At 67.7% G+C, this 5506-nt stretch carries 4 protein-coding genes and 2 pseudogenes; 2 read left to right on the forward strand and 4 right to left on the reverse strand.

Features of this window, described 5'->3' with window-relative positions; genetic code table 11:
* Nucleotides 1–273: 273 nt before the first annotated feature.
* Both AC2VNT_RS08100 and AC2VNT_RS08105 read right to left on the reverse strand, forming a co-directional pair.
* A complete protein-coding gene (locus tag AC2VNT_RS08100; RefSeq protein ID WP_486946366.1) occupies nucleotides 274–624 on the reverse strand; it encodes a metallopeptidase family protein in 351 nt (116 codons plus the stop codon).
* Nucleotides 625–629: 5 nt separating this feature from the next.
* Nucleotides 630–2051: a septum formation family protein gene (locus tag AC2VNT_RS08105; protein WP_486946369.1), complete on the reverse strand. Its 1422-nt coding sequence runs from the start codon at nucleotides 2049–2051 to the stop codon at nucleotides 630–632.
* Nucleotides 2052–2172: 121 nt separating this feature from the next.
* Here AC2VNT_RS08105 and serS point away from each other — a divergent pair, with 121 nt between their 5' ends.
* On the forward strand, nucleotides 2173–3432 hold the full coding sequence (gene serS / locus AC2VNT_RS08110) for a serine--tRNA ligase (RefSeq protein WP_486946367.1): 1260 nt from the start codon (nucleotides 2173–2175) through the stop codon (nucleotides 3430–3432).
* An 11-nt stretch (nucleotides 3433–3443) separates the two neighbouring features.
* Here the strand turns inward: serS and AC2VNT_RS08115 are convergent.
* Both AC2VNT_RS08115 and AC2VNT_RS08120 read right to left on the reverse strand, forming a co-directional pair.
* Nucleotides 3444–3554: pseudogene (locus AC2VNT_RS08115) on the reverse strand (hypothetical protein); the annotation flags it as partial.
* Nucleotides 3551–5098, reverse strand: coding sequence for a Rieske 2Fe-2S domain-containing protein (locus AC2VNT_RS08120; protein WP_486946368.1), 1548 nt, complete (start codon nucleotides 5096–5098; stop codon nucleotides 3551–3553). The gene AC2VNT_RS08120 and the pseudogene AC2VNT_RS08115, both read right to left, overlap by 4 nt.
* Nucleotides 5099–5292: 194 nt before the next feature.
* Between AC2VNT_RS08120 and AC2VNT_RS08125 the strand changes: the two are divergent.
* Nucleotides 5293–5506, forward strand: a pseudogene (locus AC2VNT_RS08125) (IS701 family transposase); the annotation flags it as partial.

A 5506-nucleotide genomic window follows, 5' to 3' on the forward strand; every position in this document is an offset into this window, starting at 1 on the left:
TCGTGTGACCAAGCCGGCCGTAGCACAGCGGCTCATCCCGCTGATCGAGGCCGGGCTGGTGGCCCGGTGCACCGTCACCGACCTCGAAGCCGGGGTCGGCGTTACGTTCCGGCCTCGATGACCTGGTTATCACCACGCACGACGAGACTATGAAATCAGTGGCTGTGACGCTCGGGTTCCGGATCGCCGATCCAGTGGAATAGCGCTCGCCCAGTCCAGACTCACGGGAGCATTCGTACGACCACTGTCAACCAGTATTCTGCCAACTGCTCACTACCCCCAGCCCAGCTCGTGCAGCCGATCGTCATCGATGCCGAAGTGGTGCGCGATCTCGTGAATGACCGTGATCGCAACCTCGTTGACGACTTCGGCCTCCGATGAACACATGTCCAGCAGGGTCTCGCGATAGATGGTGACGGTGTCCGGCAGCGAGCCGGCGTAGGTGGAGTCGCGCGCGGTCAACGCCACGCCCTCATAGAGCCCCAGCAGGTCAGGATCCTCGGCATCGCGATCGGCGACCAGGACGACGACGTTGTCCATGGCGTCCGCCAGCTGGGGTGGGATCAGGTCCAGCGCCTCGGAGACGAGGTCGTCGAACCGGTGCGGATCCATCCGCACGGTCATCGGCGTCAACCGCCCGGTTCCGCTGGCGGCAGACCCGGTGGCAACGGCGGCGCGAACGGCGGCGGTAGCTGTGGCGCGAACGGCGGAGGCGGCGGCTCCTCCGCAGGCGGTTGCGCGTACGGCGGGAACGGCGGGGGCTCCTGCGGCGGGGGCTCCTGCGGTGGCTGCGCCTGCGGGGGCGGTGCGGCCGGTGCCGGCCGTTGCATCGGGGCAGGCTGCTGTTGCGGCAGATGCTGGTTGGCGTCACGAGAGCTCGTCGGCTCGGGTACGGGGGCTGCCGGCGGTACCGGATTCGGCCAGACCGGCGGAGCCGGTAGCGGGATGAGCGGTAGCTCGAGTCGCTCCGCGGGGATATCCGGCGGCGGAACGGGCGGCTGGCCGTTGATCAGCAGCGAGCCTCCCGCCATGTTCAGCAGCGTCGCCCAGCCGCCGTTGCCGAGCGTGGCGCCGATGCTGCAGGCCACCTCGCGGCTCCCCGCCGACCAGCTGGGCAGCGAGATGGTGGCGTAGGTCAGTGTCAGCGTGGTATTGCGCAATTGCACCGGGTTGAGGTAGGCGTCGGTCAGCCGGGTGCACTCGTCCTTGATGACGACGTCCTGTTCCGGCTCGGGGGGCAGTGCATCGGGGAACTTCTCGGCCAGATTGACCGTGCCGGTGACCTCTTTGGCGTGTGGCGCGGCGCAGTCGACCGGAACGTCGGTCGGCTGGTTGGTGGCGGGGTCGATACCCAGGCAGGTGCCGGCCGGCCAGATCTTCGACTGGTCGATGTCGGCCACTTTGCCGGCGAAAGCCAATTGCTGGCCGTTGGGGCCGGGCAGCTGCAGGCCGCAGAGCATCCGGCGCTTGCCGTGCTGGTACCAAGCCCGATCGCCGGCCCACAGCATGCTCGCGACGAACTTGCTGTGCGGGTCGAACTTCGAGCCGAGATAGCGCTGCACCGCAGACTCGCACTGCTCCTGGGTGATCTGCTCGATGCGGGCAGCCGAAGGCGGAGCGGCATCGGGGCCGTACTCGGCACCCGGGAATATCCGCATGTCCACCGGCTCGGCGACCTCGAACTTATGGTCGTCACCGCACCCGACGATGGTCGCCGCTTCCAGCGTCTTGTCGGGCCACATCAGGCAGTCCCCGGCGATTGCACGGTCGAGCGCGTCGTTACCCTTGGCGCTGTTGGCAAGTGCGCCGGGTGCGGGATCGGCGCCGAGATGACTCAGCAACCCGGCCGGGCCGCTTGTGTCGCCCGGCAAGGCCGTGACCATCCCGGCGATGAGCAGCCCGCCCAGCGCAATCAGCAGCAGCGCCCGCAGCGTCGATGCGGCCTGCGGAGCGCGCAGCCAATGCACCCGGGCCGGCTGCTCAGCCGGCGCTTCGGCCGGCTGCACGGCGGGTGAACGCTCCTGGTCAACTGCCTGCGACATCCGCTCTATTGTGACAGGCACCGACAGTGGCGTGACGACTGATGCAAAAGTACTGTCTTGGGGCTGACTGCGACGAGCTGTCTGCCTGCCGGCGGTTCCCATCGCCGACCGAAAGTTAAGGTAGCGAGCTGTGATCGACCTGAACCTGCTGCGTGCAGATCCCGACCGCGTCCGGCGTTCCCAAGCCAGCCGCGGCGAGGACCCGTCCCTAGTGGATGCATTGCTGACGGCCGATGCCGCGCGGCGATCCGCGATCGCGACCGCTGATTCGTTGCGTGCCGAGCAGAAAGCGGTCAGCCGGTCGGTGGGTGCGGCCTCGGCCGAGGAGCGGCCGGGCAAGTTGGCGCGGGCCAAAGAGCTGGCCGAGCAGGTCAAGGCGGCCGAAGCCGCTCGAGACCACGCCGAGGCGGCCGCCACCGTCGCACATATGACGATCGCGAACGTCGTCGTGGACGGAGTGCCCGCGGGCGGGGTGGACGACTATGTCGTGCTCGACGTCGCCGGCGAGCCGTGCGTGATCGACAACCCGCGTGATCACCTCGACCTCGGTGAGGCACTGGGTCTGATCGACATGTCGCGCGGAGCCAAGGTATCGGGTTCCCGGTTCTACTTCCTCACCGGCCGGGGCGCGCTGCTGCAGCTGGGACTGCTGCAGCTGGCGATGCGGCTGGCGGTCGAGGGCGGCTTCACGCCGGTGATCCCCCCGGTGCTGGTGCGACCCGAGATCATGTCCGGCACCGGCTTTCTCGGCGCCCACGCCGAGGAGGTGTACCGGATCGAATCCGACGACCTGTATCTCGTCGGCACCTCCGAGGTTCCTTTGGCCGGTTACCACGCCGGCGAGATTCTCGACCTGACCAACGGGCCGCTGCGCTACGCGGGCTGGTCGTCGTGTTTTCGCCGCGAGGCCGGCAGCCACGGCAAGGACACCCGCGGCATCATCCGCGTGCACCAGTTCGACAAGGTGGAGGCGTTCGTCTACTGCCGGCCCGCCGAGGCCGAGTCCGAGCATGACCGGCTGCTGGGCTGGCAGCGGGAGATGCTGGCGCAGATCGAGGTGCCGTATCGGGTGATCGACGTGGCCGCAGGCGATCTCGGGTCGTCGGCGGCTCGCAAATTCGACTGCGAAGCTTGGCTTCCCACGCAGGGCTGCTACCGGGAATTGACGTCAACGTCGAACTGCACCACCTTCCAGGCGCGTCGGCTGGCCACCCGCTACCGCGACGAGAACGGAAAACCGCAGACCGCCGCGACACTCAACGGTACACTGGCCACCACCCGGTGGCTGGCGGCAATCCTGGAGAACCACCAGCAGACCGACGGCAGCGTGCGGGTGCCCGACGCGCTGGTGCCGTTCGTGGGCACCCAAGTGCTGGAACCCGCTCGCTAGCTGGGCGCAGGCACTTTCGCGGTGCCAAATGGAAAGTGGTAGCGGCGCAACGTGGTCGCCTCGCGATCGAGCTGGACCAGGCCGTCATCGTAGGCCAAGCGGCCTTGACCTGGTGCGTTCATGCCCGCGAGCACCGCAGCTGGTGGCCCCGCGCCGTGAGGCATCGGCCGGTCTCCAGATCCCATTGCCAGCCATGCTGATTGCAGGTCAACGTGGTGCCCTCCACCACTCCGAACTTCGACAGGTCGGCCTTCATGTGCGGACAGCGCCGCTGAATCTGCCAGCCGTCCAGTGTGACCGTCGACGTGTCGTCGTGCGTCTCGCCGAACCAGCCGTCGGCGTAGACGATGCGCTCGTCGGTCAAGCACTTGAAGAAGGTGTACAGGTACTCGTTGTAGCCGCCGACCCGCCAGGCGGTGAACCGGGTGGACAAGAAGATGGTGTTGACCCAGTCCGGCTCGTCGTCGCGTAACACGGTGCGCACCAGCTCCGGCGGGATGGCGAAGCCGTAGCGGAACTTCTCGCACGCAATCGATTCGCGCACCGTACGTTTCGGGAAGTCCACCACGACCGTTTCGGGGCCGAGCACCAGTTGCACCGGGTAGCCAATGCCGTCGCAGATCTCGTCGCTTCTGGCCATGATCGGCTCGAGCCTTGCCCGCAGCGGCTCCAGCAGCGGCTCGCCGGCGGCGGGCGCCCAGGACGCCTTCTCGGCAGCCAGCACCGGGGCCATCCGCGCGGCGTAGTCGGCGAGGTAGTCCGCCTTGCCGGTGGTGAACATCGCCTCCACTTCGTCGTCGGGCAGCGGGTGGGTCAGCGAATCGAGCTGTGCGCCAGCAAAATCTGCTGTCGAACCGGGGATCATCAGTAGGCCACCATCGTGGCCATGGGCGCGCAGCTGGTCGAGGAAGACCATCTGATCGGGGAAGATGTTGGCCGGGTCGCCGTGGTCGTCGTTGAGGTGGCGCAGTTCGGCATCCAGGAAACACGGTGGGCCCGCCGACGGGATCACCCAGCTGGCACCCACCTCGGCGATGTAGGCGCGGGCCCGGTCCATCTGGCGTCGCCGCTTCTGGACGCCGAATGATTCTTTGGCGCGGGCCGGCATGTCGTAGACCATCGGGTACCAGATCGCTCCGGAGTACTGCAGCATGTGCACGTCGATGTGGCCGAACGCCGCGAGCACGTCCAGGTCCACCGGACGCGAGTCGTTCATGTTGAACACCGTGGTCTCGCCGTCGGAGACCACCAGGCCGGAGTCGCCGATCGGGCCGTCGGCCGGGGCGCGTAGCGCGATCACCATCACCTCCAGGTCGCCCTTGGGTCCGCTGACGGTGTGCTTGACCGAGTCGGTGGTCTCGAAGAACCGGTGAAAACCCAGCTGCGCCAACTCGCCCCGCAGATCGGGCACCGGATAGTCGGGCAGCAGCACCACCGCATCTTTGTTGACGTGCGCACGCAGGTGCCGCGGGTCGAAGTGGTCGTGGTGTAGGTGCGAGATGTACAGGTAGTCGGTGTCCCCGAGGGAATCCCAGTCCAGCGCGCTGTTGTCCGGGAACGGAAACCACGACGCGAAATAGGCCGGGTTCACCCAGGGGTCACACAGGATGCTGCCCGCTTGGGTGTCGATCCGAAAGCCGGCGTGGCCGACACTGGTGACCCGCACTAATGCCTCCCGACGATGCTATGTCGCCCTGAGCTTAGTGGGAGGACACGCCTTCGGCGTCTCACGGCCGCCGGGAGTAATCGATGCGCGGCGCGTCGGGCTCGACGCCGTAGACGGCCGGCGACGAGGTCTACGGCGCCGACCCCACGCTGCGTGCCGCCCTCCGCGGCCACGGCCTGGGTTATGTGCTGGCGGTGGCCGCCAACCGGCGAGTGCCGACTGCGGCCGGACCGATCTGCGTCGACCAACTGTCCCGCCAGCTGCCACCGTGGGCCTGGCAGAAACACTGCGCCGGTGCCGGCAGCCACGGGCAGCGCTACTACTCCTGGGCCTGGATTGCACTCGAGCCCGAAGACGACACCGACACCGGCAGCCATCATTTGCTGATCCGGCGCAACGACACCACCG

The organism is Mycobacterium sp. TH-M15, from assembly GCF_057473705.1.